16 protein-coding genes are annotated in these 26,185 nt (G+C 37.9%); 3 read left to right on the forward strand and 13 right to left on the reverse strand.

The genetic code is table 11. The annotated features are described in order from the left end of the window. The 13 genes from FW778_RS07745 to FW778_RS07805 all read right to left on the reverse strand — a co-directional run bounded on the left by FW778_RS07745 (window position 1) and on the right by FW778_RS07805 (window position 20,162). On the reverse strand, window positions 1-738 hold the full coding sequence (locus FW778_RS07745) for an outer membrane beta-barrel protein (protein WP_150414026.1): 738 nt from the start codon (window positions 736-738) through the stop codon (window positions 1-3). A 155-nt stretch (window positions 739-893) separates the two neighbouring features. Beyond that, window positions 894-1,586, reverse strand: coding sequence for a hypothetical protein (locus FW778_RS07750; protein WP_150414027.1), 693 nt, complete (start codon window positions 1,584-1,586; stop codon window positions 894-896). Window positions 1,587-1,861: 275 nt separating this feature from the next. Then, entirely contained in the window at window positions 1,862-2,059 is a 198-nt protein-coding gene (locus FW778_RS07755) for a hypothetical protein (protein ID WP_150414028.1), read from the reverse strand. A gap of 19 nt (window positions 2,060-2,078) precedes the next feature. Further along, window positions 2,079-3,731, reverse strand: a complete 1,653-nt coding sequence (locus tag FW778_RS07760; RefSeq protein WP_150414029.1) for a sodium:solute symporter family protein — start codon at window positions 3,729-3,731, stop codon at window positions 2,079-2,081. 17 nt (window positions 3,732-3,748) lie between these two features. Then, the gene (gene galE / locus FW778_RS07765) at window positions 3,749-4,771 is read right to left on the reverse strand and encodes a UDP-glucose 4-epimerase GalE (protein WP_150414030.1); all 1,023 of its coding nucleotides are present in this window, start codon (window positions 4,769-4,771) and stop codon (window positions 3,749-3,751) included. Then, a complete protein-coding gene (locus FW778_RS07770; protein ID WP_150414031.1) occupies window positions 4,772-5,818 on the reverse strand; it encodes a UDP-glucose--hexose-1-phosphate uridylyltransferase in 1,047 nt (348 codons plus the stop codon). Between the two features lie 5 nt (window positions 5,819-5,823). After that, entirely contained in the window at window positions 5,824-6,972 is a 1,149-nt protein-coding gene (gene galK / locus FW778_RS07775; RefSeq protein WP_150414032.1) for a galactokinase, read from the reverse strand. Window positions 6,973-7,071: 99 nt separating this feature from the next. Continuing rightward, entirely contained in the window at window positions 7,072-8,592 is a 1,521-nt protein-coding gene (locus FW778_RS07780; protein WP_150414033.1) for a sulfatase-like hydrolase/transferase, read from the reverse strand. A 9-nt stretch (window positions 8,593-8,601) separates the two neighbouring features. Beyond that, window positions 8,602-10,284 carry a right-handed parallel beta-helix repeat-containing protein gene (locus tag FW778_RS07785; protein WP_150414034.1) on the reverse strand — a complete coding sequence of 561 codons (1,683 nt, stop codon included), beginning with the start codon at window positions 10,282-10,284 and terminating at the stop codon, window positions 8,602-8,604. 5 nt (window positions 10,285-10,289) lie between these two features. Continuing rightward, complete coding sequence (locus FW778_RS07790) at window positions 10,290-10,946, reverse strand: SGNH/GDSL hydrolase family protein (protein ID WP_150414035.1); 657 nt, start codon at window positions 10,944-10,946, stop codon at window positions 10,290-10,292. 284 nt (window positions 10,947-11,230) lie between these two features. Further along, window positions 11,231-12,769 carry a RagB/SusD family nutrient uptake outer membrane protein gene (locus tag FW778_RS07795; protein ID WP_150414036.1) on the reverse strand — a complete coding sequence of 513 codons (1,539 nt, stop codon included), beginning with the start codon at window positions 12,767-12,769 and terminating at the stop codon, window positions 11,231-11,233. A 5-nt stretch (window positions 12,770-12,774) separates the two neighbouring features. Further along, the gene (locus FW778_RS07800; RefSeq protein WP_150414037.1) at window positions 12,775-15,918 is read right to left on the reverse strand and encodes a SusC/RagA family TonB-linked outer membrane protein; all 3,144 of its coding nucleotides are present in this window, start codon (window positions 15,916-15,918) and stop codon (window positions 12,775-12,777) included. Window positions 15,919-16,088: 170 nt separating this feature from the next. Then, window positions 16,089-20,162 (reverse strand): hybrid sensor histidine kinase/response regulator transcription factor, encoded by a 4,074-nt coding sequence (locus tag FW778_RS07805; protein WP_150414038.1) that lies wholly within the window; start codon window positions 20,160-20,162, stop codon window positions 16,089-16,091. Window positions 20,163-20,453: 291 nt separating this feature from the next. On the opposite strand from FW778_RS07805, the gene galB reads away from it, so the two are divergent. From galB to FW778_RS07820, 3 genes are read left to right on the forward strand one after another with little or no spacing between them, the layout of a single operon-like run. Continuing rightward, complete coding sequence (galB, locus tag FW778_RS07810; protein WP_202552107.1) at window positions 20,454-22,919, forward strand: beta-galactosidase GalB; 2,466 nt, start codon at window positions 20,454-20,456, stop codon at window positions 22,917-22,919. Between the two features lie 33 nt (window positions 22,920-22,952). Further along, entirely contained in the window at window positions 22,953-24,476 is a 1,524-nt protein-coding gene (locus tag FW778_RS07815) for a sulfatase family protein (protein ID WP_150414039.1), read from the forward strand. Window positions 24,477-24,500: 24 nt separating this feature from the next. Next, on the forward strand, window positions 24,501-26,099 hold the full coding sequence (locus FW778_RS07820) for a sulfatase (protein WP_150414040.1): 1,599 nt from the start codon (window positions 24,501-24,503) through the stop codon (window positions 26,097-26,099). Window positions 26,100-26,185: the final 86 nt, after the last annotated feature.

Consider the following 26,185-nt stretch of genomic DNA (forward strand, 5'->3'; position numbering starts at 1 on the left):
TTATAGCCCACTGATGGTAAGCCCAACCTGATAGAGATGCAATGCCGGACCGGCTCCGGTTTTTAAAATATTCCCAAGTTGATACGCTCCAAAAAGAGATAAAATGCCATAACCTACTCTTGCCGTTGCTATAAATCTTGTTCCATTAATAAAACGCTTGCTATTTTCTTTCTGCAAATAGTTATTAATGGTACTATTATTTTTATCCTGGAGCGTTTTCCCTTTAGTGTGTGCGTTTACCAAAGTTCCTATTCGCCCTCCCAAAGCAAGTTTAAAACTTTTATTGGGCTCCAATGGTTTTGATGAATACCGGAATTCGAGCGGCACTTCAAGATAGCCTGTGGCAAGCTTATACTTTTTAAAATGATTTGTAGAATCAACGGGCGTAAAAGGCAAAAGGACTGAATTGGATTTGAGATCTATATTTTCTCTTTTAAAAACAATATTGCTCGTACTTATTCCAAGACCAAACCCAATGCTGTACTTAGGTGAAGATCTGAAAGGTTTATCAAACATAAAATATGCATTAAATCCTCTTGAAAATCCCTGCTGATGGCTTTTAATACTGTCAGGCATACCACTCCAATGATCGGAAGAAAGTTGTATCATCAAATGGTCATTAGGCCTGTTCGTTATTGTAAATTTCTTTGTATTTGCATGAGATGTATTGGTTGAATCCTGGGCAAAAGTGTAAGAAAAAAAGAAACAACTAAATACTACAAAAACAATTTTCATCATAAATTCTGGTTAAGTGGCAAATGTATTTGTTACATGGTTAAAGAAAGGTTAAACAATAAGCTTATTTAAAATAACTGGCCTTGTAATTTATTCGAATTGTAATGAATGAAAAGGTGATAAATAAAAATAAAAAATTTGTTTCTGTTAAGTCTTGCCTAATTACGCGTAATGCCTCCTTGTTTCACTTTAATATCTTCAAGTTTATGTTGCAAGGCATTTATTTTCTCCTGCGTGTTGCTGATATCGCCGTTATGAGTATTATTCCTTGCTTCTAATCCGGTTGCCTCTGCAGAAGAGGCCTTGCGTGATTTTCTCACATTTTTCTTAATTGATTTATTATCTTTTTTAATATCTCTTTCGTAATGTTTAATCTGTTTTAAAATCCTGGATGTCTCATCACCGTAATATTTATTTAAGAACTCAACGCTAAAATCATTTAACAATGTTTTCATTCCTTCAAATTCTTTGGAATAATTATCAGGGCCTATAAAGAAATCATACCCGAAAGACATGAAATATTTCATATTGGATCCGCCGGAAATATCGGTGATAATGGCGTACATATCCATACGCTTATCGGAGATACTGCCAATAGTAACGTCCCTGGCACTAATAAGATCCTTGTCAGTTAATAGCCCGATACCCTTTGTTTTTATCTTATACTTTTTATCAAGAAACTTGCTCCACGCTTTTTTAACTGTTTTAGGATCGGCATCGTAGTTTACCTCAAAACATGGCCGCAACTTGTTTTCGAAACTAATATTAGTAGAATCAATGCGGTAGGTTTGGGCAGTTAATTTTATAGAAAATAGAACTGTTAGCAGCAGTAATAGCTTTATCTTTTTCATTTTGGTAATTAAAAAATTATTCCGAAATATCTACCAATAAAATGGATGAAGCAAATTTTATTTCAATTTCATTTTATGTTTTCAATGTTCAGTTGGGTAAAATAAAATGGGCTTGTAAGGATTCTGCATAAAATGGATAATATTTGGTGAGACAACTGGTAAGCAATCAAAGTAAAGGCCGGGGGGTCTTGTCATCGTTGTTTTCATAACTGAATGACATTTTTGATTTGGATATGCACTCATTTTATCTAAATTTATTGCATGCTTTAACTCCTTTATTCATTTATTTTATTGGTATAGGATAATACAATCATTCCTGCTCCAAATACCAGGAACAGAACTGCGCTCCATATATTCACCGAAGTATCCATCATTTTATTTTGACCCGTCGTCAGATCATATATTAGGAGCAAAGCTCCTACCACAGCAAAAAAAATTCCAATCACAAAACGCAGGTCCAATAATTTTTTCATTGTTAATGTATTAACACGATTAATAAAAAATAATATTTAAGATAAATGTAATCAGCAAAACGATAACACCTAACACCAGCGGGTTTTTATACCAAATCCTTGTTTTGTCTTTTTGTCTCGGCGTCAGACTATACACCAATCCAACCAATGTATTTTCGGGTTTTGGTTCTGTAAAAAGGCTTACCAGGAAAGTTACAATGAAGCAAACTATAAAAGCGATTCCCGCAATATTAAATGCCTGGCTGGTACCCGAGTAAAAAGTATGAATGTTGGCTATCCATCCGCCCTTACCCTCAGCAGTTGTTAATCCATGTGTAATTGCGGCCGCCACGGTTCCGCTTAATAAACCATAGAATGCCCCATTTGCAGTCGTTCTTTTCCAGAACATGCCCAGGAAAAATGTTGCGAACAATGGAGCATTTACAAAACTAAAAACCAACTGAAGCAGATCCATAATACTGTTGAAGCTTCTGGCTACGTAGGCTGTAGCGATGGAGATAAGAATTCCGATAATTGTTGTTCCTTTTCCCACATATAAATAATGTTTTTCGGAGGCATTTTTTTTAATGTAAGATTGATAAATATCAAAAGTAAAAACTGTATTGAAAGCAGTTACATTCCCTGCCATACCCGACATGAAGGAAGCGATCAAAGCCGTAATACCAACACCCAAAATACCATTGGGATATAATTTGGCCAAAAGCAAAGGCATTGTCATGTTATAATCCGTTTGCCCATCAGCGTTTAATGGTAATTCAAACCCGGTAAACTGCTTTTGTAACGCGAGCAATATGATACCGGGAAGAATTACAATTATAGGCATCAGTATTTTAGGAACACTTGCGATGACGGGCGTACGCTGTGCAGAATTAAGATTTTTGGAAATCATAGCTCTTTGAACTACCAGGAAATCGGTGCACCAATATCCGAAAGCAAGTACAAATCCCAAACCAAAGACCAAACTAAAAGCGTCTACGCCCATAGGGTTAGTTGACGCATGCGCCATCCCTTTCCATATATGCAGCTTTGCATCATCTACATTTTGCATGATGCCGTGCCAGCCTCCTGCTTTATGCATGCCAATATACACTAGCGGCGCAATACCTAAAACGATCAGAAAGAACTGCAATACTTCATTATACACGGCACTGGTGAGGCCCCCTAAGAATGTATAGATTAAGACAATACCAGCGGCTAAAAATACTGAAACATTGAAGTCCCAACCCAAAATAATATTCAGCAGCATAGCCAGTGCGTATAAAGAGATACCGGATGAAAAAACCGTCATTACTGCAAATGTGATAGCGTTAAACCCTCTTGTCTTTTCATCATAACGCATCGCAAGATACTCCGGAACTGACCTTGCTTTACTGCCATAATAAAATGGCATCATAAATACACCGAGGAATATCATGGCAACCGCAGCACCCATCCAATAGAAATGCACCGAATATAAACCATACTTAGCGCCGTTGGCGGCCATACCCAATACTTCCTGGGCTCCAAGATTAGCTGATATAAATGCCAACGAAGTAATCCATAAGGGAATGCTTCGGTTGCTCATTAAAAAATCATTTCCCGTTTTTATTTTCTTTTTTAATACGTAACCTATTGTTACTACAAAAAGGAAATAAACCGCGATTACCAGGTAGTCAATGAGTTCAAGTTTCATATTAACTATTTAAGAAATTATAAGTTATTTTTTTTCTGCCATTCCCAGGCACTTGTTACCATTTCTTTTAATCCAAGCTCTGTTTGCCACCTTAAAACCTTATTCGCCCGCGATACATCCGCATATATTTCCGGAGCATCGCCAGGCCTTCGTTTACCAATGGTATAATTCAGTTTTATATTATTATATTTCTCAAACGCTTCAATTATTTGCAATACAGAAATGCCATTTCCTGTGCCGATATTAAACACCTCGTAATTATTTTGTACCTCATTATTTAATAAGCGATCGCAACTTTTCACATGGGCCTTTGCAAGATCTGTAACGTGAATATAATCACGGATACAAGTGCCATCAGGCGTTTTATAATCATTTCCAAAAACAACTAATTGCTCCCTGATACCTGCTGCAGCCTGGGTTACAAAAGGCATAAGATTATTAGGAGGGCCAATGGGTAATTCTCCAAGCAATGCGGAACTATCGGCGCCCACAGGATTGAAATAACGAAGCGAAATACAATCGATAACCTTTGTTGCTGCAACTTTTTGTAAAATATCTTCCCCCATTTGTTTGGTACTTCCATAGGCAGAAAGCGCCGGTTTGAATGGAGTATTTTCGGTAACCGGCAATTGATCAGGCTCTCCGTATACCGTAGCCGAAGATGAAAACACAATATTTTTTATATCATTCACTTCCATCCTTTCCAAAAGATTAATAAGTGAATACAAATTGTTCATGAAATACTTTAAAGGTTTTTGCATGGATTCTCCCACCGCTTTATACGCAGCAAAATGAATTACGGAATCAATACTTTTTTCTTTTGTGAAAAATTCTGCCAGCTTTTTTTTATCGGTCATATTAAGCTGATAAAAGGATGGTTTACTGCCAGATATTTTTTCAATGTTATCTAAAATAAATACTTGCGAATTGCTGAGATCATCAATAATCACTACTTCGTACCCTGCCTTAAACAGTTCCACTGTAGTATGCGAACCTATAAAGCCAAGGCCACCCGTAACTAAAATCTTCTTTTTATTCATTTATATTTTTTGTTCTGAATAATGAACATCACTTAACGATTTTAATTTCTCTGCAGCATTTTCGGCAGTAATATCGCGTTGAGGATTGGCCAGCATTTCATAACCTACCATAAATTTCTTTACTGTTGCAGACCTTAACAGCGGCGGATAAAAATGCATGTGCCAATGCCATTCAGGATGCTCACCATCATTTACGGGACGCTGATGCATCCCTGCTGAATAAGGAAATGACATTTCAAACAGGTTATCATATTTCGAAGTGAGTTGCTTAAGAATTATGGCAAATGATTTTCTTTCACCAGGCGTAAATTGTGTTATATCCGGTACATGTCTTTTACTTACAATCATCGTTTCATAGGGCCACACTGCCCAAAAGGGAACCAACGCAACAAAATGTTCATTCTCTAAAACGATTCTTTCCTGCTTCTTTATTTCAAGTTCTATATAGGATAACAGCAAACTTTTTCCATACTTTTCAAAATATTTTTTTTGTTGAAAAGTTTCTTTTGAAACCTCCAATGGAACAGACGAAGATGACCATATTTGTCCATGAGGATGCGGGTTGCTGCAGCCCATAATTTCTCCTTTGTTCTCAAAAATCTGGATGTATTTAATGGAGGAATTAAGTGATATTTCTGTAAATTCGGTTTGCCATACTTTTATTACTTTTTCAATTGCGTCTATGCCCATTTGAGGTAACGTTAGGTCGTGGCAGGGTGAGAAGCAAATCACTTTACAAATACCGCTTTCACTTGATGCAACTAATAATCTCTCTTCATCAACTCCTCCCTTTGGAGTATCTATCAATAAAGCAGAAAAATCATTGGTAAAAACATACGAATCATTATACTCTGGATTCACACTACCGTCCGATCTTTTATTACCAGGACACAGATAACATTTGGAGTCATAAATGGGCCTGTTATCTTTTGACAAGTCTTCTACCTGGCCTTGCCACGGGCGCTTCATGCGGTGCGGCGATACTAATATCCAGTCGCCGGTTAAAATATTTAATCTTGTATGGGAATGTTCTTTTAAATCAAACATAATTTTCAAATAATTTCTGTTCCGTTTTCAATTGAGGTTATGTAATACGATAGAGGCAGGTTCATCGAGGTCTCGTATGCAGGCTTTATAGATGCAATTAAGGTTTCAATTGCTTCCTCTCTTATTATATTAATGGTACAACCGCCGAAACCTCCCCCCATCATTCTTGCACCGATTACTGCATCACTATTTTTTACAAAATCAACCAGGTAATCCAATTCCTTACAACTTACCTGGTACATTTTACTCAATCCTTCATGCGTAGCGAACATCTTTTTTCCTAAGGCTTGTAAATCGCCTCTTCGCAAATCTTCGCAACCGCTGAGCAACCGATTATTTTCCTGTACTACAAAACGGCTGCGTCTATCAACTAAAGTATCCTTAGATAGAACATATTTATCTAACATTTCTTCAGTTACATCCCTCAATGAATTAACCTGCGGCTCCTGTTCCTTTACCCAGGCTACTGCCTGCTCACATTCTTTACGCCTTGTATTATATTCAGACGAAGCCAGTGAATGTTTCACATTGGTGTTCAGTAACAATATTTTTAGTCCTTTAAGTTTAAAGGGAACATACTCATATTCAAGGTTGCGGCAGTCCAGTTTTATTACATGGTCTTTCTTTCCCATCATCGAAGCGAACTGATCCATGATTCCACACATTACTCCTGCATATTCATGCTCGGCTTTCTGCGCCATTTTTACCATCGTTATCCTGTCTAAATCAGTTTGAAGTAATTCATTTAAGGCAAAAGTGGTGGCACATTCTATTGCAGCTGATGAAGATAATCCCGCTCCAATCGGCACATCACTCATCAGCACCGCATTAAATCCTTTTAATGGTATGCTTCTTTTTGGGAACTGCGCAGCCGCACCTAACATAAAATTGGGCCAACTGACATCCCCGACTGGCTTCAGATCATTTAAAGAAATGGAAAATGTTTCATTAAGATCCGCTGCCGCTAAATGTATCTCGTCATCATTCCGCAATGAGATGGCTATGTAAGCAGCTTTATCAATAGCTGCAGGAAGTACAAAACCATCATTATAATCGGTATGCTCCCCAATGATATTTATGCGACCTGGTGAACGCACGATCATTGGATTACCTTCGAATAATTCTGAAAACTTTTGGGCTATCTTTTCCTTCATTCTTACCATAGTTTTTCAACCTGATTAATACGTTGTATTCTAAGAAATTAAAGTTCGGTTATAGCAGAAATAAGTTATTGATGAGGTCGCTTGCCAAAATTATTTTTGCATCAATTCATTTAATTTTTCTGATAATTCTTTTACCTCGCGAGGATATTGATCTGCCAGATTATAATTCTCTCCGGGATCTTTTTCCAGATTGTATAACTGCGGTGTAGATTGTAAGCCTGTTGGGACATCTTTATTCTTTAACCAGTCGGGCGTTTTGGCTTTTACAGGATCAATATATTTCCATTCTCCTGATCTTAATGACAACGTAAACGCTTCTTCTATCATTTGCTTTCTGCCTTCTTTTGATTTTCCTAATAAAACCGGCAAGAAGTCCTTGCTATCCGGAGCAGCTTTATGATGATCCACCTGTTCTCCTACCAATTGCGCCAGGGAAGCGTAAATATCTACCTGGCTGATTAAGGCATCGCTCTCTCCAGGATGAATTTCATTTGGCCAGTAAGTAATAGTTGGCACTCTTGTCCCGCCTTCGTAGGCACTGTATTTACCTCCTTTATAAATTCCTGCCGGATGATGATTGCCCAAAAGCTGCACCGCTTTATCAGCATAGCCATCGTTTAATACCGGGCCATTATCACTACTGAAAATCACTAATGTGTTATCCTCTAAACCTAATTTCTTCAGGGTCTTCATCACCTCTCCGGTCATCCAGTCCATTTGAACAATATCATCTCCCCTGGGACCCATTTTGGTAGCACCAACAAATTTTGCATTTGGTGCCCGTGGCACATGTATACTCGGCAAGCTGTAGTAAAGAAAAAAAGGTCTATCCTTATGCTGAGTAATAAATTCAGTGACTTTGTCATTTAATACAGATGCAAAGTCTTCATCTTTCCAATACGCCTTATGTCCTCCTTTCATAAATCCTATGCGGCTGATTCCATTTATAATGGTCCCGCTATGCTGACTGTCTGCCTGCATTTTCAGCATTTCCGGGTGTTCCAGGCCAATAGGGTCATTTCCCACTCTTTGATTATAATTTATGGTAATAGGATCGTCTTTATCCAGGTTAACCACTTTATGATCTTCTACATAAACAGTAGGCACCCTGTCTGGTGTAGCCGGAATTAAAAAACTATAATCAAAGCCTATTTCGAGTGGGCCGGGCTTTATATCTGCATTCCAATTCGGTTTTCCATCTCCCAAGCCTAAATGCCACTTCCCAATCACCCCGGTGGCATAACCTGCTTTTTTTAGCATGGAAGCTATAGTTCCTTTGTTTGGATCGATAATAAGTGGTGCATCTCCCGGGAGAATAGCTGCATTATTTCTGAAAGCGTAACTTCCCGTGAGGAGCGCATATCTTGAAGGCGTGCAGGTAGAGGCTGAACAGTGGGCATCTGTAAACTTCAAACCGGCTTTCGCTAAGGCATCCACATTAGGAGTTTGCACAGCGGTCGCACCATAGCAACTGACATCTGCGTAGCCTAAATCATCTACATAAATGATTAAAATGTTTGGCTTTTTTGTAACCATTGATTTCCCCTGATTTTGGGTACAGGAAATAATAAAAAAAGCTATTGAAAAAGCTAAAAGAAGTGATCGATTCATATTTAAATATTAATTGTTAGGCAAAGGCTCAATCGCTCCCAGGCTTGGTCGAGATGGAACAGGATTACCCAAAATATCTTTTTCCATTTTTAGCTGGTGCAATAAACCAAAATAATCTCCCTTTATGTAAGGAATTTGTATGCCTTTATTTTTAATTAAATCTGTTTTTAGAGGCGTGTAATCAACAACATTTAACCCTCTGGGATTTTTAAAATTCACATCTCCATAAATTGGTCTGCTATCTCTTATTTTCATTTCCAGGGGCCAGGAAGCTGCTTTTAGAAACAAATTATTCTCAAATAAAACATTCTCCATTTCTTTATTTGATTTTGTATCCGGTTTATATTGATCTCCTAAAACCAATTGAGACGGATTAGCCAGGTAAAAGATATTATTAGCAATCAGAACTCCGTTGCTGGTGTTATCAAAAGCCATTTTCGGGTGTATGGATTCGTCAGCATAAATAGTGTTATTGTATATATAAGTATCTATCGGGCCTTTCCTCTCATTTTTACTTCCCTGGAAACCGCTTAACCAAAGTGTTTTACCATCCTGAAAAGCTCCATTAACTCCCTTTTCCCGAGACCCATCATTTATACTGATATTATACCTGTAGGTGCAGTTGTAATTGTTACCTAATATTTCACAAAATCCGCCGGCATTATAACCGCTCAAATTATATTGAATGACAATGTTATCGCAGTTAAAATCGATATGAGCTCCATCAGAATCCCCAGGACCGTTGGCATGTAAAAATTTGTTTTTTTCTATTAATACATCAGAAGAACCCCAGGTCCATAAGCCGCTTCCTCTTCCCCATTTCCTGCTATCATCATTACTGCCGGAATATTGAACATCGTTGTTCGCAACATAAACAAATTGTACTCCCGACATTTGTATTCCAGGCCCCCCGGTTTTTAATACTTTATTATTCAGTATGTTCACCCGTTTGATATTTCTACCGCTACCTATAAGTTTAATACCAGTATGACTTACATCTGTTATGCTGCAATTCTGAATCGTAATGTTCTCCATTAAGTTTTCAGGATTGTTGTTGAAGAGTTTTATTCCCCATCCATATTTTTGTGTTCCATTGGCACTTTTCACCTCCTCCCTGCCCCTTTTAAATCCCTTGTTTTCGAAGTAAACATCATTAATAGTTAAATGCTCCAGTAGTAAAGACTGCATTCTTTTTTTCTTATCTGAAAGAATTAGGACTGCACATCTTTGATCAAAATCCTGTTGACCATTTGTATAACCTTCTCCCGTTAGATGAATATTGCTGACTTTGATAAAACTGCAGTCTTTTAATAAAATCCCGTTTTGCAGGTTTTTAAAATCTATAACGGCAGGAGCATCTTCAACTCCATCCCAGCTTGTTGATTTAACTTCGATATAATGTTCCTTATTCCCTTCCTGGTTAACCAGGTTTAAATTACCCTGATAAACCTGTCCGTCTGCCAGCATTATTTTATCCCCGGGGCCTAGATGTATCTTTTCAATTTGCTGTAGCGTTCTAAAGGGACGTTCTTTTGATGTGCCTGGGTTGTGATCATCTCCTATTTGCGGGTGAACAAAATAGGTTTTACATAAAGTATCTGACGTTTGAATCGTCATAGAATTATTAGGCGCAGCAAAGCTATATTCCAGAAGTGTTAGAAAAGATATTGCCAGGTAGATCAGACTTTTCATCTTTATCAGTCATTAATTAATTTATTCAATCCCTCGCAAACCTTAATTGCAAGTTTCTGATAACCTTCTGCTTTATAGTGAACGTTATTGTCACCTAAGCCATCTTCTTTGTGTATTTGTTTAGAGATAGAATATAAATCATTTACAGGAATGTTATTTTCTTTCATTACCTGTATGGCAATTATATTGTAGTCCTGAACATCATTATCGTATCGTCCGGGTTCATTATCTGGAACGCAGGTAGTCGTTACAAAAATCAGTTTTGCTTTAGTTTGTTTTAAGCGATTTATAATTGTTTCTAAATTTGCTTTGTAGTCCTCTTTAGTAGTGTTGATTTTGCCATTGATTTTATCCCTGTTTGTGTAATCAATAGGCTTATTAGGATCTCTGTAACAAATATCCCAAAGTCCCCAATTAAATTGAATAATATCCCAATGTTCATTTCCAAGCCAATCGTTTAATTTGCTTAATCCGTAGGAACTATATTGTGCATTTCCTTTACAATGGAAAACCTGTGCCTTATTTTCTAATGTACTTTTCACAAATGGTGTATAACCAATAGAAATAGAATCACCAATAATAAGAATTTCAGGCTGCGTACCTTTAAAAGCAAATAAAGAGGCTAATACGAAAGTGCTTAATACGATATATCTCAAACGCATAATTAAATTTTAATCAATTATTTTTTGTGAGTAACCAGCGCTTCTAGTGACTTAGTGAGTTTTCTTTGTCTCCTAATAAACCAAAAAAACGGGTTTTGCCTGAAGTTCCACTAATTATCAATTACACTCCAGATCAGCATACCTTAACTCGTGGCAAGAATGATGATAATATTAGGTGCAGATGATTGAGAATAAAGGAACTCAGTGCTAAAAGCCTGTGCCGAAAAAACAATGAGACTGTCAATTCTTTTTCTAATTATCGTGCACCTAATGATTATTTTGCCCTATTTCCAAGCCGGATTTTGAACTAAATTGGTATTGGCATCTAGTTCTGATTGAGGAATTGGGAAAACTTCCGACTTTGGCCCCCCATAAGATGGATTATAACCGGGAATCTTATCATTTGTAGCTCGTTGGAAAGCTTGCTGAACATCACCCCAACGTTTCAAATCAAAAAATCTAAGTCCTTCAAACGCCAGTTCTATTCGTCTTTCATGCCTTACTATAGTTCGTAACTGATCCTGGCTTAACGATGTTCCTTCCACACTTTCTACAATGGGCATACCCACTCTTGTTCTTACCTGGTCTATCAAAGCAGGCACTTCGTCGAGCTGGTTCAGTTCCACCAAAGCTTCGGCTCTCATGAGTAAAACATCCGCATATCTTAGTACAATAAAATCTTGCCCTCCCGGTGAATAAGTTGCTATTCCGGTAGCTGAAGCGCTATTTCTGATGTATTTTTTCAAACCATATTTTGTAGCTGTATTACCAGCAAACTTCTTATTAATATCAATCATGAATGTATCATTCTTAAAATATACCGAAGACGTTAACCTTGGGTCCCTGTTGGCCTTTTCATTGGCAGCACTATACAATGGAGATTGTGTAATAGGTAATCCGTCGGTACAATAATATTCCTTTACCAGGTTTGGCATTGGCTGTTGATCTACTTTTGGAAGTGCGGAATAAGTGGACGAGAAAGTTTCTCCGTTGTTCGTGGCGTCCTGAACAAATCTTACCGAAAAGATAATTTCGGGAGATTGCTCGCCCTGCAATGTAAACAACTGTGCGTAACTTGGATTAAGGCTGTAACCCAATCCCATGATGGCGGTTGTAGCGTCCAATGCATCCTGGTAGTCATGGTTATATAAATAAAAACGAGCCAACAGGCCTAAAGCGGCTCCTTTGGTAGCATACCCGTATTCTCCACTCGGATAAGAAGGAGGAAGACCATCCGCAGCAGCTTTCAGATCTTTTATGATTTGATCTGATACCTCCTGGTATGTATTTTTTGGAACATAGGCCTCATCCAGTGTTTGTACGTTCAGGATTAGAGGTACATCCTGGTAATAAACAGCCAGATTAAAATAGAATAGGGCTCTTAAGAACAGCGCCTGGCTCATTAATTGTTGTCTTTCAGCATCAGCAATATTTTCAGCGGGAATATTGGGAATATTTGCCAATGCAGTATTTGCCCTGGCGATACCTTTATAGCATGAAGTCCACATATCATTAAAAAAACTGGTGCTTGGGTTAACGTTGGCAATCATAAAATTGCCGGGACCTTCAAACTTATAAGAATTATAGGCGTTATCGCCAAAATTATCATACATGGGTATACCTGCGTCACCATTTAAATTTCCGCTGTATAAAACCCTATCCTGCAGCACATTATAAATACCATTAATTCCCAACAAGGCGTCCTGGTCAGTTTTCCAAAAATTATCCTGGCCAATTTGAGTTAATGAGGTTCTATCTAAGAATGTTTTAGAACAACTTGTTGAGCCTAAAACAAATAAGCCAAATATTATTAATTTTTTCATCGCAATCAAAATTTAAGGTTTAAACCAAAAGTGTATATTTTATAAAGCGGCGTTAACTGATCAGTACTTCCACCATTTTGTCTTTCGGGATCAAAGTTTTTTAGTTTAGTAAAAGTCAGGATGTTTTGGCCACCGAAATAAAACCTCACATTTTCCAAGCCGAATTTTTGAGTTATGTGCTTCGGTAGCGTATATCCAAACTCCAGATTTTTGAGACGTAAATAGGAGGCATCCTGAACATAAAAGTCAGAGACTATGGTGTTATTCTGACCACCTATCCGGGGTAAATTTTTTGAAGGATTATCCGGAGTCCATCGGTTAACCCAATAAGAAAGTGCATTATTTCTATCACCGGCAAAAGGTTGTTCACCGTTCATATTCAAAATTCTATCTATTCTTTGAACCCCTTGAAAAACCACATTTAAATCAAACCCTTTATAGCTTGCACTGGCAACCATATTGTACGTCCACTTCGGATATGGATTGCCAATAATTGTTCTGTCATGAGCATCAACTACACCATCCGGAACGCCATTGGGGCCTGAAATATCGGCATATTGGAAATCACCAGGAGCGGTCTTGTTACTTCCAAATTGCTTAGGTGCCTTATTCACTTCATCCTGCGTTTGGAAGATTCCAATAACCTTATAACCATAATATGCTCTGAAAGGCGCTCCAATTTCCACAATGCTTATCCCATCAATGGTTGGCGCGCCCTTATCACCCAGGCCGGTCACTTTATTATCAGCAAATTTGCTAATACTACCTCCAATATTAAAATTGATCTTCTTGAGTCTGCCACGATAATTTGCTGAAAGCTCTAATCCGCTGTTCACCATGCTTGCGGCATTTTGCGCTGCCAGGTTCGTTACCCCGATAGAGCTGGGAATAGGGAAATTAGTATATAAAATATTTGTACTATTCCGTTTAAAATAATCCGCCGTTAATGAAAGATGATTTGCCAAGAAGCCTGCATCTATGCCTATGTCAAACTGCTTTATTGTTTCCCAGGTGATATTTGCATTAGCCAAACTGGTAAGGGCGACAGCTCCTACATCAACTCCATTACCTAAATTATAGCCCAAATTGGTGTTGTAGGTCTGTTCATAGATGTAGTTTCCTATATTATCATTCCCGGTAACACCCCAACTGCCTCTTAGCTTTAATTCTGATATCCAGTTTACGCTCTTGAGAAAATTTTCCTGGCTTATTCGCCAACCCGCTGATGCAGATGGAAAAGTACCATACCTATGGGTTGGCCCAAATCTTGACGAACCGTCTCTTCTGATGTTAAATTCAAATAAGTACTTGTCATCATATATATAGTTCAGCCTTCCGAAAAATGACTGCAATGCAACTTCATACGCTCCCCCGGAAACTTTAGGATTCAATACTCCTCCTCCGTCAAATTCCTGTATCGCATTAGATGGGAACCCGGATAATTGCCCGGTAAACCCATTGTTTTTGGTATAGCTTGCTGATTGTCCTAACAAAATAGAAAAGTCATGAACATTGTGAAAAACTCTTGAATACCTGAGAATATTTTCATTCAATAAATTGTAATTCATATTGGCTGTGTTGGTTAATGTATTAACCAAATTCTGTCCAACAAGGTTACCAGCCCAATCATAGGTAGAATAGGTTGGAATAAAATTTGAACTCTTACCATACTGCAGATTAATACTACCACTGGTTTCAAAGGATAATGATTTAGTAAAATCAACTTTGACACCCAAACGGTCGGCTATGTTAACATCATCATTTTGATAATCTCCGAGTTGACCAGTCATAAGAGCATTTGTTGCACCAAAGCTAAAATTCACATTTTGATATGCCCCATCAACAATACCATATTTCCCATTGGAATAGTAAGCTGGTATCGTTGGTGCTGATCTTTGGAATTGATTGATAATCCCTGTCTCTCCGGTTATAGCGTTCGGACCACCGGCTGGCCCCTTAAATTTATCCCAGTAGGCATTGGTTACATTTGAAACTGTTAACCAATCTTTCACTTTAGAATTAATGTTTAAACTAAGGTTATACCTATCTGATTGGAATTTACCTCGTACAACGGCCTGTTGATTTAAATAGCCCACCGACATTCTATAGGTTGTCTTATCACTTCCCCCTGAAAAAGATAAATAATGATTTTGAACCGGCGCCGTTCTAAGAATTAGGTCGGACCACTTGGTATTTGCAAACTGATCCGGATTTGAGCCATCTATAATAGCCTTAATATTTGCATCTGAATATCTGATTGGTGCGTTGGCCCCATTTGTATTTATATCATATTCGTTTCTCAACTTAGCATAATTCACTGCATCCAGGTATTGAGGGACTACCGTAACCTGTTGTCGTCCAACATAGCCATTATAATCTACTTGTAACTTTCCACTTTTTCCAGCTTTAGTAGTAACCAAGATAACGCCATTTGCGCCTCTGGCCCCATAGATTGCACTGGCGGAAGCATCTTTCAATACCGAAATAGATTCAATATCGGAGGGAGCAAGTTTGTTGAACGCTCCTAGTCCAACGTATTGAATATTATCAATTACTACCAGAGGATCGGTGGACCCGAAAGTACCAACCCCCCTGATAACAACAGACGAGGCGTCAGAACCTGGAAGACCGCTGGACTGGGTTATTTGTACCCCCGAGAATTTTCCATACATCAATTGGCCTGTATTGGTTACAGGCTGATTAACAGCATCATCGAATCTGACTGTTTCAGTTGCGCCGGTTTGATTAACTTTCTTCTGTTTACCATACCCGACAACAATGACTTCATCTAACTGAGAAGTGCTTTCATCAAGGCTAATGTTGATGACGTTTCTTCTTGCTATATCAACAGTTTTTGCCGTGAAACCTACATAACTGAAACGGAGGCCTTTGGTCTCATTACTCAAATTAATCTGGTAATCGCCATCTGCGTTTGTAAGCACGCCAATTTTTGAGTTTTTACTGTCTGCAACACTAACTCCGGACAGAGGCCGGCCATCTTTAGAAGAAATTACTTTCCCTGTAATTATAATATTCTGGAGGGATTTTGCCTGTGCTTGGCTAACCTTAAAAGTGAATAAAGCACAAAATAAAAATAGCATTAGCCTTAATGGACTGGTATTAAATTTGGATAGTTTGGAAATTCTCATATCAAATAGTTTACTGTAAAGACTTAAAAATTTTTTTGGTGAAAGCTTAATTCTTTCCCACCTCAATGTTCGATATTTTAGGAGTAATCAATAGGGGGGAATCCGTTCAAAAGAGAGGCTCCAATTGTTCATAGTAACAGGAAAGTCTAAAAAATACTCCTTTTTTTCTGCTATGACTTTATTATTTCCTTTTTCATGTACTCTGAGGGAGTACAACCAAACTGTTTTTGAAAACTTTTTCTGAAATTCTTGAGATCATTAAATCCCGCACTAAAAGCAGCCATACTTACGGTGTATTCGCCTGATTTCAATAACTGAGCGCTTCTTTTTAATTTTATCAGGCGTATAAAATCCGAACCGGACATCCCGGTAAGGGCTTTTAATTTTCTGTAAAATGTTGATCTGCTCATGAATAACTGGTTAGCCAACTCGTCAATGGAAAATTCCTCTTTTACCATGTTTTCTTCAATAAAATGGATAGTATTTTTAATAAACTCTTCGTCAAAGGAGGCAAGTTCTATTTCGCTGGGCCCCAGATTTAAACGACGGGTAAATAGCTCTTTTAGTTTTTTTCGGGACTTAATTAAGCTCTTCACATACGACAGTAAAATAGCCGGCTTAAATGGTTTGGCTAAATAATTATCAGCTCCCAGCTTCATGCCTTCAATATGCGAAACATCGTCCGATTTCGCGGTCAGTAAAATAATTGGTATATGAGAAGTTCTGTTGTCTTCTTTTAGAGTTTTACATAATTCATACCCATCCACTTCGGGCATCATTACATCACTCACCACCAAATCAGGAATGGTTTGAAACGCTTTTGATAAACCTTCTTTTCCATCTTTTGCAGACACTACTTCCCCAATTTTACCGAGCGTTTTAACGAGATACTGATTGAGCTCTTCGTTATCCTCCACCACTAATATAATAGGAATATCTGACTGCTCCTGGTCATCCACATCAAGATTCATTTCTGTTGGGTAGAACTCTTCAGCATTTAAATCTTTTTTCTGAGAAATTTCCTCTGCAGGTAATGCAATTTTAAATAACGAACCTTGCGGAAGATTATCTTTTAAAATAATAGAACCTTTATGTAGTTCAACTAAATCTTTCACAAAAGCCAAACCTATCCCGGTGCCCACATACCTACCCGGTTCGGCTTGGGCTGCCTGATAGAATCTATCAAATATCCGCTCCTTCTCTTTTTCATTAACACCTTTACCAGTATCGGCTACTATAATTTCGCAGGTTGGTTTTATACTATTTATGTAACTCACTTCAAACCTAATTTCGCCACCATCTGGGGTAAATTTGAACGCGTTAGAAAGCAAATTATACTCTATACTTTCTATCTTATCTTTGTCTATCCGCAGATAAAATTCTTTGATATTTGATTTAAATGAAAAACTAATGTCCTTTCTTTTGGCTTCATCAGCAAAAGAATCCGCAATTGATTTTGATAAGGACACAATGTCCTCAAACGATGCATTCAGGGTTAATGAATTAGCTTCTGCCTTATTAAAATCGAGTAATTGATTTACAAGGCTCAGTAATCTCTTAGATTGATTTTGGACTTTTTTGATTACGTTCTTTACAGAATAATCTACCTTTTCATCTTCCGATAAATCTTCCAAAGGTCCCATCATTAAAGTGAGAGGCGTCCTGAATTCGTGTGAGATATTAGTAAAAACCTTATTCTTTATTTCAGCAATTTCATGCTCCTTTTGGTAATTTAAATTGGCAATTTGTAACTTGTTTTTGAGATAAATTCTATTTAAGGTAATATACCTTGAGAGCCAAAGTAACCCGAAAATAATTATGGCGTAAATGAGGTAAGCCCACCAGGTTTTCCATGGTGGTGGTAAAATTTCAATTTTAATAGTTGCGACATTATTATTCCATATCTGGTCACTATTTGATGCCTTAACATTGAGTGTATAAGAACCGGAAGGTAGGCTGGTATAAGTAACGGTTCTGTTCTTTCCTGCATCCACCCATTTGTCATCAAAACCATCTAACTTATATTGGTATTGATTTTTATCTGAGGCATGATAATCCAGCGCCGCATAAGAAATTGAAATAATATTCTCTTTATAAGAAAGCTCGATTTCCCTAGTTAGAAATAAAGCTTTGGAAAGAATTTTATTATCTGTAATTACTGTTCCAACACCGACATTTTGATTATTAATTTGAAGGTTAGTGATGTAAACAGGGGGTTCGTAACGATTTAAATAAATGCTATCAGGATTAAAATAGGTAATACCAGATATACCACCGAAAAACATTTCGCCATCATCAGCAATAAAAGATGCGTTTTCAGAAAAAGTGTTGGATGACAGACCGTCCCTAATGTCAAAGTTCCTAAAGCGGTTCGTGCGGACTTCAAATTTCGTGATGCCTTTGTTGGTGCTCATCCATACATTATTCTCCTTATCGATTAAGACAGCATCGATATAATCATTTGGAAAGCCCTGATTTTGATAATAACTGGCAATTTTAAGTTTGCCCTCGTCGAAAGTTAATTTATTTAAGCCCTGTTGCGTACCTACCCATATGTTACCATAATTATCTTCAGCAATGGACAAAATAGTATTATTGGATAATCCGCCTTCAACGTTAGCATTTTGCTTAATCACTTCAAAAATATCTTTCTCTCTATTGTACAAGTGCAAGCCGTCGTAAGTGCCTACCCAAAGTCTATTACTTTTATCAACCAGCATACAGCTTATTCTGTCGTTCTGAAGAGCACCCTGAACGCCAACCTTCTCCGGATATCTTTTAAAAACAGGTAGGTCATTATTAAAGGATACAACTCGGTTTAATCCATGCTCTTGGGTCCCAACCCAAATGATTCCACTTTTATCTTTAACTATGGATGTAATTTTCGGCCCGCTTAAGGATTGTGAATCCTTATTTGACCACTCTATTCTAATTCTCTTTGATTGTAGTTTGGACGCATGTTCGTAATCTTTAAAAATGGCCAAACCATCGCCTGTGCCTACCCATAAATCCTGGTTGTTTTCAAAAAAGGTATTAATCCTGATCGTTTCAAAACCAAGATCTTTTTTAATAAAACTCTTTTTATCGGTTGAATAGCTTAGCCCACCGCCCTTCGTTCCTATCCAAAGCCCACCCTTGCCGTCCTCAAAAACTGAGGTAATATGTGTATTGTCTAAAACGGCTTTATCGCCGTCAAAATTGGTGATGGTCTTAAATTTTTTCTTATAAGGATCTAGTTTGCAAACACCCCCTCCATCAGTACCAATCCATAAAATACCGGTGCTGTCCTGCGTAATAGATAAAATGATATCATAATCCTTATTAAAGACACGAAAGGGTTTAATTCTTATTTTCTCAAAACGCTCCGTTTGAATATCAAACTTGTTTAACCCACCTCCCCAGGTACCTACCCAAACATTGTAATTTCTATCAACAAAAACCCGATAGGTATTTTTATTACTTAAACTTCCTGCAGTTTGATCGGGTAAAAACTTTTTAAAAGAACGATCTTTGATCTCATATTTTATCAATCCATTACCCCAGGTGCCCAGAAATAGAGTTTCAGTTTGATTATTTACAGCAATGGATGTAACATCAAATCTTTTTGGACCAAGATCAACCTGCTCCAATCTATTAAGGAGAGGATTATAATTTAATAACCCTAAACCAGAACCCACCCAAATCTCACCTTTTCCATCTTCTGCAATTGCATTAACCGTAATGTCATTATTGACCGTAATATCATTATTTACGATTTTAAATTCCCCATCCCTAAAAATATAAAGACCATGTAATGCGCCGATAAATAAATTACCAGATTTATCTACCAGCAAAGTTTTAATTTCCTGAATCTTGACAGATTTCGGAGGGGTATAATGTGTAATAGAATCCGTTAAGAAATTGTAGCTATTTAATCCACCAGTCTTATTACCGATCCACAGGGTGTTGCTATATTCTGCGATGACCTCAACTGCCTGATTACTTAAGTTATTAGTCGATCCGGGGCTGGACCTAATGGTATTAAAATCATAGCCATTATATCTATTCAATCCTCCCCTGGTTCCGAACCAAATAAACCCATATTGGTCCTCGTAAATAGCAGTTACCTCGTTATTGATAAGGCCATTATCCGTGGTAATATTATTCTCTGCATTATTTTGGGCAAAAGAAGACCCGCAATGAAGTATAAATGCACTAAGAAATATACTAAATATAGATAATCTGTTTCTTGTTAAATCAAACATGAGGCGATTTCAATCTCTACGTTCTATGTAATTCAGTAAATTAAACAGTTATTGGTTCAATTGGTTTTTCCATGAGAATTTGACGACAATCGTCCATCACTAAAGTACAACAAACCTCAACAAAAGTTCAGTCAAATACCAACAATTTTCTACTTACGACTTGATAGCACCCCATAAATGACGAGATAGCCCTGTTATAAATGATCAAATTAATTCAAACTTTGAATAAGCGCTGCTCCGGGTCAGCAACAACCAATTATACATCAATCGAAAAAAATTAAAAATTTCACCTTGAAATATCTTTTTATTGCTTCAATTTTTGCATTCGCATTATGCTTCACTATCTCCAAAAAAACATTTTCACAACAAAGTGGCAGGACTATTAAAGAATTAAGATCGGGTTGGTTATTTATACATAAAGACATTTCTAATGGTGCGCAAAACGTTTTAGATGAGAAAGATTGGCAGAAAGTCGAAATCCCGCACGACTGGGCCATTAGTGGTCCTTTTAGCGAAGAAAACGACCTACAAACCACAAAGGTTACTGAAGATGGAGACCGAAAAGCGATGCTAAGATCGGGAAGAACCGCCGGGCTTCCTTACGAAGGTGTTGGATGGTATAGAAAGCATTTGGTTTTTAACGAACAAGACAAGGGCAATGCTTTTTCTTTGGAATTTGATGGCGCCATGAGCCACGCCAAAGTGTTTTTAAACGATAAGTTTGTGGGCGAATGGCCCTATGGTTACTCCTCATTTAGTTTTGATATTACCAGGTTTATTAATTTTGGGAAGGATAATGTGCTGGCTGTGAGATTAGAAAACCAGGTTGAATCTGCACGATGGTATCCAGGGGCAGGTCTTTACAGAAATGTTCGCCTCGTAGAGACCAGCCCAGTTCATATAGCACACTGGGGAACTTTTGTCACTACACCAAAAATATCTGCTGCTCTTGCGTTGGTAAAAATTCAAACCAATATTGAAACTGGTAATGGTGAAACCGGAAAGATCAGTTTGGAAACTATTTTATTTAATCAGAGTAATGAAAAAGTTGGGAAAAATACCAGTATTCAGGATATCCAAAAAAATAACAAATTCATCCAGGAAGTAAACATTTCAAACCCTCAGTTATGGTCTGCCGAACACCCTAAATTGTATTATGCTGTAAGTAAAGTAAAAAAAGGAGAGCAGGTTATTGATCAATATAGAACCATTTTTGGCATAAGAAAGATAAATTTTCACCCGCAAACAGGAATGACGGTTAATGGAATCCCGACCAAACTGAAAGGAGTTTGCCTGCATGATGACTTGGGGCCATTGGGAATGGCCATCAACAAATCGGCGTTGAGATATCGTTTAAAACTCTTAAAGCAAATGGGATGCAATGCCGTAAGAGGAACACACAATCCTCATGCTCCTGAAATGCTGGAATTATGTGATGAGCTGGGATTTTATTATATAGATGAGGCGTTCGACGAGTGGAAGGCTGGTAAAGTTAAAAATGGCTACCATACGCTTTTTGATGGTTGGGCTAAAAAGGATTTGGAGGCCATGATCGAAAGGGACCGCAATCACCCAGCGTTGATAATGTATAGTATTGGCAATGAAATCAGGGAGCAGGGCGAAAAAGACGGAGCTAAATTAACTAAATACCTGACTGATATTTGTCATGCCAATGATGCTACCAGGCCTGTAACCGCAGCTTTCAACAACATGGATTCGGCTATCATGAACGGTTTAGCCAATGCTGTTGATATCCCCGGATGGAATTATAAACCTGGATTTTACACCTTATTACATCAAAAACACCCCAAGTGGATAATTTACGGAAGCGAAACTGCTTCCACGGTAAGTTCCAGAGGCGCTTATAAACTTCCTGCGAAAATTGGGATAATGAAGTTGTGGCCGGATAATCAGTCTTCTGCTTATGATTTGGAATATTGCAGTTGGTCGCAATTACCCGATATCGAATGGAAAAAACAAGAAAATGATTTTGTTGCAGGTGAATTTGTTTGGACAGGATATGATTATTTGGGAGAACCTACTCCTTATAACGCCAACTGGCCAAGCAGAAGTTCTTATTTTGGAATCATCGATTTATCGGGTATCCCAAAGGATCGTTACTATTTGTATCAAAGTCATTGGAGCAATCAAAAAGTACTGCATATCTTGCCTCACTGGAATTGGAAGGGCCATGAGGGTGAAGTTGTGCCTGTTTTTGTTTATACCAATTATCCAAGTGCAGAGGTTTTTATCAATGGTAAAAGCTATGGAAAGAAAACCTTTGACAAGAACAGTTTATTGGACAGCTACCGCCTGAGATGGGAAAATACGATTTATCAACCTGGTGAATTAAAAGTTGTAGCTTATGAAAAGAATGGAAAAGTTGCTGAAACTAAAGTAATCAAAACAGCAGGATCTCCATCTACCATAGAATTGAAATCTAACACCACTCAATTATCTGCCAATGGGGAAGATTTAGCTTTCATTACAGTTAGTATCAAAGATATCTATGGAAATCTTTGCCCACTGGCGGATAATGTGGTCCACTTTAAGGTAACCGGCGAAGGTAAACTAAGAGCCGTAGGTAACGGTAATTCAGCAAGCTTAGAGCCGTTTGAAGCAGATTATAGAAAGGCATTTTACGGAAAATGTATGGCTATTATACAGAGTGGCCACCAGACAGGAAAAGTTACGATAGAAGCCAGCGGAGTTGGATTAAAGGCATCAAATTTAACGCTTGAAATTTCGACTAAATAAACTGAATAATCAGGTTACAATTAAAAATAAGATATGATTCAATTCAAAATCTACTTATTAATTCCTCTTGCATTACTTCTTAGTGCAAAGGTTTTAGCTCAACACAGGCCCAAGCCTAGTGTAATTATTATTTATTCTGACGATGTGGGCTACGGAGATATAAGTTGCTATGGTGCAGGTAAAATACAAACCCCAAATATTGATAAAATTGCTGAGGAAGGGATTAGATTTACCAATGCTCACGCATCCTCGTCTACTTGTACACCTTCAAGATATGCTTTATTAACCGGTAAATATCCCTGGAGAAAAAAAGGGACCGGAATTGCAGCGGGAGACACAGGTTCCATTATCGATGAAACCCAGTTTACTTTAGGTGATTTATTTCAAAACGCAGGTTACCAAACAGCGGTTATTGGTAAATGGCATTTAGGTTTAGGTGGCCCAACAGGTCCAAATTGGAATGACAGCATCAAACCAAGCCCAAATGATTTAGGCTTTAATTACTCATTTATCATTCCTGCTACCCCTGATCGGGTTCCTTGTGTTTATGTAGAAAATCACCATGTTGTAAATTTAGATCTTAAAGATCCTATTGAGGTGAGCTACCAACACCCTATCGGAACTGATCCCATTGGAACATTGCATCCGGAATTGCTTAAAGTGAAGGCAGATCTGCAACACAGTGGAACCATAATTAATGGAATTAGCCGCATCGGGTACATGAAAGGAGGTCACCAGGCCTACTGGAAAGATGATCAAATGAGTGATGAAATTACCAATAAGGCTCTACAATTTATATCAGATAACAAACAAAAATCCTTCTTCTTATATTTTGCTATCCAAGATGTACATGTTCCCAGACTACCAAATGGACGTTTTAGAGGAAAAAGTGGTATGGGTGCAAGAGGCGATGCATTACTAGAATTAGATGAAAATACCGGAAAAATACTCCATCTTTTGGATAGTTTACATCTATCCAAAAATACGCTAGTGATTTTTAGTAGTGATAACGGTCCGGTTTTAAATGACGGTTACCAGGACAGTGCTAAAATCCTATTAAACGGGCATGATCCATCTGGCCCATATAAAGGATGGAAATATAGCAAATTTGACGCCGGAACCAGAGTACCCATGATGATCAGGTGGCCAGGTATTATTAAAAAAGGCGAGGTGTCACAAGCTTTAATAGGCCAGATCGATTTTTTAGCTTCGATGGCGCATCTGCTCCATTTTAAACTGCCCGACAATGCTGCCCCTGATAGCAAAGAACTATTCAAGGTGTTATCAGGCAAATCCAAAAAAGGGAGGAAAAGTATAATTGAACAAGGTTTGCCTGGCCTAGCCATTTTGAAAGGAGATTGGAAATTTATTCCACCTTCCAGGGGAGCAGCGGTTTTGAAAGATAAAGACAATCTGGAAACCGGAAATAGTAATGTCGGACAGCTTTATAATTTAAAAGATGATATTGGTGAGACCAAAAATCTTGCTTCCAAATATCCTAATAAAGCTAAAGAGCTTTCCGATCTGTTATTTCAAATACAAGAAGAGGTTAAGTAATCTCCCTTTAAAACCGTTAATATCATGAAAAGAAAAAACCTTAGAATTCTTGTCTTAATTCTATTATCAGGCACTTTCAAATTCAGTTTTGCCCAGGCACATCATGCTACAAAAGTGCAAACCACACAACCAAACATCATTGTTTTTTTGGTTGATGATATGGGATGGGAAGATACTTCCGTTCCTTTCTACAAAGAAAGCACTCCATTAAACAAAAAATACCATACCCCAAATATGGAAAGACTGGCTGCTATGGGTGTAAAATTTACTCAAGCTTACGCCACTTGTGTATGTACACCATCCAGGGTAAGTTTACAAACCGGAATGAATGCGGCAAGGCACCGGGTAACCAATTGGACAGATTATTTTGAAAATCATCCAACGGATTCAAAATATCCCAATCTAATACTCCCGGCATGGAATTACAATGGTTTAAGTCCTGTTCCGGATACGCCCCATACCGTTTATGCCACCACCTTAGCTGAGATTTTAAAGGAGCACGGCTATTTCACCATTCACGCGGGTAAAGCTCATTTCGCGTCCTATCCTACTTTGGGTTCTGATCCTAAAAATCTGGGGTTTGACATCAACATTGCAGGAAACGCCGTTGGCGGACCAAAAAGTTATTTAGGAACTGAGAATTTTGGTAACGAGGTAAAAGGCGGTTATACTCCAAGAGCTATTCCAGGATTAGAGCTCTATCACGGAAAAGATATTTTCCTTTCAGAGGCCTTAACTCTCGAGGCAAAAAAAGCATTAGATGATGCCCGCTATCTTCAAAGGCCCTTCTTCCTGTATATGGCCCAGTACGCCGTCCATGCTCAATACAAACCGGACAATAGATTTTACCCTCAATATATTAAAGAAGGACTCGGGCATGAGGAAGCCGAATATGCTGCACTTTTACAAGGAATGGATAAAAGTTTAGGAAATTTACTGGACTACCTGGATAAATATCATTTAACCCAGAACACCATCATTATTTTTATGTCAGATAATGGCGGTTTAACGCTGGTGCCTCCGCGTGGAGGAAAGCCTTTTACGCACAATCTTCCTCTAAAAGCAGGAAAAGGTTCAGGCTATGAAGGTGGAATAAGAGAACCCATGATCGTTTACTGGCCGGGCGTAACAAAACCTAATACCATAAATCATCAATATGTAATGATTGAAGATTTCTTCCCTACTATCCTGCAAATGGCAGGCATCAATAATTACCGGACTGTACAAAAAGTAGATGGTAAAAGTTTCGTTCCGTTCTTAAAAAATCCAACTTTACGGGACAACACAAGAGCATTATTTTGGCACTTTCCCAATTACTGGCAGGAAGGGCAGCAAAGAGCTAATGAATATAAGATACAGGGAGAAAGTGAAGGGATGGGACCTTACAGTTCGATCAGAAAGGGAGAGTGGAAGTTGATATATTTTTATGGAACGAACAGCACTGAACTTTATAACTTAAAAACTGACATCGGAGAGCATCATAACCTGGCAGCTCAATACCCATCCAAAGCCCTGGAGTTAATTAAACTGCTGAATCAAAAACTGGAAGCGGAAAATGCACAGTTCCCTATCAATGGAACTACAGGAGCCGTATTACATCCTTCGCTCTCTCAAAGTAAATGATCAATATAAGTTTTTTGATAATCATATTACCTGTTCATTTTACAGGTTTAATATTCGCATTTGAGGACAAGTGTGGGAAAGCATTC

The sequence above is a fragment of the Ginsengibacter hankyongi genome (genome assembly GCF_008710285.1).
Taxonomy (GTDB): domain Bacteria; phylum Bacteroidota; class Bacteroidia; order Chitinophagales; family Chitinophagaceae; genus Ginsengibacter; species Ginsengibacter hankyongi.

What these genes read in the sequence shown, in the direction of transcription:
- FW778_RS07745 (WP_150414026.1), bottom strand. Translation starts at nt 738, where the DNA reads ATGATGAAAATTGTTTTTGTAGTATTTAGTTGTTTCTTTTTTTCTTAC.
- FW778_RS07750 (WP_150414027.1), bottom strand. Translation starts at nt 1,586, where the DNA reads ATGAAAAAGATAAAGCTATTACTGCTGCTAACAGTTCTATTTTCTATA.
- FW778_RS07755 (WP_150414028.1), bottom strand. Translation starts at nt 2,059, where the DNA reads ATGAAAAAATTATTGGACCTGCGTTTTGTGATTGGAATTTTTTTTGCT.
- FW778_RS07760 (WP_150414029.1), bottom strand. Translation starts at nt 3,731, where the DNA reads ATGAAACTTGAACTCATTGACTACCTGGTAATCGCGGTTTATTTCCTT.
- galE (WP_150414030.1), bottom strand. Translation starts at nt 4,771, where the DNA reads ATGAATAAAAAGAAGATTTTAGTTACGGGTGGCCTTGGCTTTATAGGT.
- FW778_RS07770 (WP_150414031.1), bottom strand. Translation starts at nt 5,818, where the DNA reads ATGTTTGATTTAAAAGAACATTCCCATACAAGATTAAATATTTTAACC.
- galK (WP_150414032.1), bottom strand. Translation starts at nt 6,972, where the DNA reads ATGAAGGAAAAGATAGCCCAAAAGTTTTCAGAATTATTCGAAGGTAAT.
- FW778_RS07780 (WP_150414033.1), bottom strand. Translation starts at nt 8,592, where the DNA reads ATGAATCGATCACTTCTTTTAGCTTTTTCAATAGCTTTTTTTATTATT.
- FW778_RS07785 (WP_150414034.1), bottom strand. Translation starts at nt 10,284, where the DNA reads ATGAAAAGTCTGATCTACCTGGCAATATCTTTTCTAACACTTCTGGAA.
- FW778_RS07790 (WP_150414035.1), bottom strand. Translation starts at nt 10,946, where the DNA reads ATGCGTTTGAGATATATCGTATTAAGCACTTTCGTATTAGCCTCTTTA.
- FW778_RS07795 (WP_150414036.1), bottom strand. Translation starts at nt 12,769, where the DNA reads ATGAAAAAATTAATAATATTTGGCTTATTTGTTTTAGGCTCAACAAGT.
- FW778_RS07800 (WP_150414037.1), bottom strand. Translation starts at nt 15,918, where the DNA reads ATGAGAATTTCCAAACTATCCAAATTTAATACCAGTCCATTAAGGCTA.
- FW778_RS07805 (WP_150414038.1), bottom strand. Translation starts at nt 20,162, where the DNA reads ATGTTTGATTTAACAAGAAACAGATTATCTATATTTAGTATATTTCTT.
- FW778_RS07815 (WP_150414039.1), top strand. Translation starts at nt 22,953, where the DNA reads ATGATTCAATTCAAAATCTACTTATTAATTCCTCTTGCATTACTTCTT.
- FW778_RS07820 (WP_150414040.1), top strand. Translation starts at nt 24,501, where the DNA reads ATGAAAAGAAAAAACCTTAGAATTCTTGTCTTAATTCTATTATCAGGC.